Source organism: Streptomyces sp. HSW2009 (assembly GCF_040240285.1).
In the GTDB taxonomy this organism is placed as follows: Bacteria; Actinomycetota; Actinomycetes; order Streptomycetales; family Streptomycetaceae; genus Streptomyces.
On the sequence record NZ_JBEHZD010000746.1, the window covers coordinates 1 to 3,109 of the forward strand.

The window sequence follows — 3,109 nt, forward strand, 5'->3', positions numbered from 1 at the left end:
GGCGCCCCCCGCGCGCGCCCCGGGGGGGGCGGGGCGGGGGGGCGGGGGGGGGGGCGCCCCCCCCCCCCCCCCACTGCGGGTGTTCCTGGGCCTGGCACCGGGTGTCGGTGGGCCGTCCCGGTGGCTCGGCGACCCAGCCGGTCGGTGGCTGCGGCTCGGCGGCTCAGCCCTGCTGGAAGAGCTCGGCCGGGAGGGGCTTCAGAAGGCGGTAGAGGTCATCCGTGATGGGGCGGTCCCAGCTTGCGATGGTGACCAGCACGCCGTCGCTGCGGTCGAACTGCACACAGGAGATCCGGCCCTCGGAGAGCTTGATGCGCCGCACGATGAGCAGGTTGTCCTCGTGCATCACCGGGCTGTCCTCGGACTCCAGGACCGTGACCGGCTCGTCGTTGCCCAGCGCTTCGAGGAGCTGCGTGACCTCGAAGGGAACGCCGTCGCCCACCTCGCGCACGGGCGAACCGGCAGGCAGGTTGCCGATGATCATCGCCGGCCCGCGCCCCCCGAACAGGTCGTACCGCAGGAACACACCCTGGCAGCTACCGTCCGGTGCCGGCAGCAGACCGGCCCCCAGGTCACCGGGCCAGTCCCCCGGGTCCATGGCGAGGACATCGAAGTCCGGACCTGTCGGCGTGGCGGCGCTGCGGCGGCGGAGAAACGACATGCGGACATGGTACGTGCCCGGGCACGCGCTGCGCGGCGCGCGGTGGCCACTCGTCCCACCCTGCGGCCACGTCCGTCGGACCCACCCCTGGAGCAGGCATGTCGATCACTTCACGGACACCTCGGCGTCACCTTGCCGGGTCGTGGCGGGGGTGACACGAAGCCCTGTCGATCGTGGCGATCACGGGCAACGACCGCGCGGTCGATCATCGGGGGCGATCCCGTACGGACAGCCGGGGCGGCGCCCCCGCGCGCGGGGATACGGGTTCGGGGCTCGGTACGGGCCAAGCGGCTCGCACTGTTCCGCAGCGGACACGCGGTGCTGGAAGCCGCGCGGTGCCGGGTGCGGGAGCCCCCCCCGCCCGGGGGGGGGGGGGGGGGGGGGGGGGGGGGGGGGGGGCCCGGGCGGGCCGGGGGGGGGGGGGGGGGGGGGGGCCGGGGGGGGGGGGGGGGGCGCCGGGGGGGGGCCGCCCGGGCCGCGGGGGGGGGGGGGGGGGGGGGGGGTGGCCGGGGCGCCCTGGGCCGGCCAGGTGGGTCCGGGGCGGCCGGTCGCCGGTGGGCCGGCGGTGCAACGGTGCGGTCAGGTGAGGTCGAACTCGCCGTCCCGGGCACCGAGTACGAACGCGCGCCACTCGGCCGGCGTGAAGATCAGCGCGGGCCCTTCCGGGTGGCGGCCGTCGCGCATCGCGATGTACCCCTCCACGAAGGCGATCTGGACGTCACCCGTCCCCTGGCTGCTCGACTGCCAATGCGCGTCGCTCAGGTCGAGTTGCGGCTTCTTGCCGCCCGCCAGTGCCTGTTCGGTGGTGCTGTCGGCCACGTGCGTGCTCCTCCCGGTTCGTCGTCCGGAGTCAGACTATCCATCGGCCCGGGACCCCAACAGGCCGCTGCGGAAGATGCCGCGACAGGGCGGACGGAGTAGCCACGCACTCCCGGGGACCGGGCGCTGGGGTCACCTGCCCGGCGCCGCCACCGGCGCGCAGACCGAGCGCAGGCCGCGGACGAGGGCCACCGCGTGCAGCCCGTCCAGGTCGTGCGTGTGGTGCGCGCGGGCGGCGGCGAGCAGGGTCACGGGGCACAGTGCGGTGTTGCGGAGGGGCTCCGCGTCGGCGACGGCGCGTACCAGACCGCTGTTGACGCGGTTGATCTCCGCGCGGACCTCGGTCAGGTCCGGGCGGTCGGCCGGGGCCAGCCAGGGCGCGGCCCGCCACCTGCGGTGGAGCGTGCGCTGGACGAGCTTGTTCGCCTCGATCTGGTCCCGGAACACGGCCCGGGTGACCTGCGGGTCGCCGCCCACCGCGGCGGCCTCCCGGGCCACGGCGTCCAGCACCTCGCGCTCCCGCGCGGGGTCGTCGATCGGACTGTCGGTACCCCACTTCGCGGCGGCCACCAGATCGGCGGTCAGCAGCCGTCGGGCAGCGAGATCGGCCAGGTCGGCCAGCGGGGGCTGGTCCCGTACGCCGGCGGTGGGCGGCTGCGGGGACGCGGCGCCGGGCCGGTGCGGAGCGTCCGCCGGCGCGGCCACGGCGGGCGTGGCACCGAGTGCGAACGCGGCGCAGACGCCGACGAGCAGGGCACGGACGGGGCGCGATGGGTGCACGGGAACCTCTCACACGGGGCACGGGCCGACGCCCCACCCACTGCTCGGTTGTCGGGGGCGAGCATACGGTGGGTGACGCTGCGTCAGTTTCGATGTTGGGTTCCGACTCCGCCTCCGCCCGGTCCCGATCCGTTCTGACTGATGAGCCAATTGCCTTACTCATCAAGGGAGTTCGGCCGGTCACGGTCACAAGCTTGGGATGGCGCGGGAAGCGGGCCGGACTCCCGCGTCAAGCCGCCCCGTCTCTCGTCCCGTATCAGTTCTCGCGCGGAGCGTTCACCCGGTGCAGGGCGGCGGCCTGGCGGTAGACGGCCACCGCCTCGTCGTGGCGGCCGAGGCGTTCCAGGCACTGGGCCTCGTCGTTGCGGCTGGCGAGGGTGTCGGGGTGGTCGTCGCCGAGTACGCAGGCCCGCAGGGCGGCCACCTGTTGGTAGACCGTCAGCGCGGCTTGCCAGCGGTCGAGCCAGCCCAGGCAGACGGCCACCTCGCGGCGGCTGACGAGGGTGTCGGGGTGGTCCTGGCCGAGCACCCGTTCCCGGACGGCCGCCACGTCGCGGGCCTCGGCCAGTGCCTCTTCCCAGCGGCCGAGCCGGCCGAGGTTGACGCCCAGGCCGTGGCGGGCGCGCAGGGTCTCCGGGTCGGCCGCGCCGTGCACCCGGGCCCGGTCGGCCGCCAGCTCCCGGTAGAGCCCGAGCGCTTCCTCGCTCCGGCCGAGGCGGCCGAGGCTGATGCCCACCTCGTAGCGGGCGGCGAGGGTGTCCGGGTGGTCGGCGCCCAGCGCCCCGCCCCCCGCAGGGGGGACCACGCCGGACGGGGCCGGGGCCTCCGTGGTGAGGGCGCGGTGGGGGG

5 protein-coding genes are annotated in these 3,109 nt (G+C 76.0%); 1 reads left to right on the forward strand and 4 read right to left on the reverse strand.

Translation table 11 applies throughout. The features are described from left to right. Positions 1 to 163 precede the first annotated feature (163 nt). Entirely contained in the window at positions 164 to 661 is a 498-nt protein-coding gene (locus AAHZ94_RS31625; protein ID WP_349997148.1) for a hypothetical protein, read from the reverse strand. A gap of 335 nt (positions 662 to 996) precedes the next feature. On the opposite strand from AAHZ94_RS31625, the gene AAHZ94_RS31630 reads away from it, so the two are divergent. Beyond that, positions 997 to 1,248 (forward strand): hypothetical protein, encoded by a 252-nt coding sequence (locus tag AAHZ94_RS31630; protein WP_349997149.1) that lies wholly within the window; start codon positions 997 to 999, stop codon positions 1,246 to 1,248. Here the strand turns inward: AAHZ94_RS31630 and AAHZ94_RS31635 are convergent. The 3 genes from AAHZ94_RS31635 to AAHZ94_RS31645 all read right to left on the reverse strand — a co-directional run. Continuing rightward, on the reverse strand, positions 1,241 to 1,480 hold the full coding sequence (locus AAHZ94_RS31635) for a DUF397 domain-containing protein (RefSeq protein WP_349997150.1): 240 nt from the start codon (positions 1,478 to 1,480) through the stop codon (positions 1,241 to 1,243). The two genes, AAHZ94_RS31630 and AAHZ94_RS31635, sit on opposite strands and share 8 nt — an antisense overlap. Positions 1,481 to 1,612: 132 nt before the next feature. Continuing rightward, positions 1,613 to 2,260, reverse strand: coding sequence for a gamma subclass chorismate mutase AroQ (aroQ, locus tag AAHZ94_RS31640; protein ID WP_349997151.1), 648 nt, complete (start codon positions 2,258 to 2,260; stop codon positions 1,613 to 1,615). Positions 2,261 to 2,516: 256 nt separating this feature from the next. Beyond that, on the reverse strand, positions 2,517 to 3,109 hold a 593-nt coding region (locus AAHZ94_RS31645), incomplete at its 5' end, for a tetratricopeptide repeat protein (protein WP_349997152.1).

Excerpts from the sequence above, each read along its gene's own strand:
- AAHZ94_RS31625 (WP_349997148.1), bottom strand. The coding sequence starts at position 661 with ATGTCGTTTCTCCGCCGCCGCAGCGCCGCCACGCCGACAGGTCCGGAC.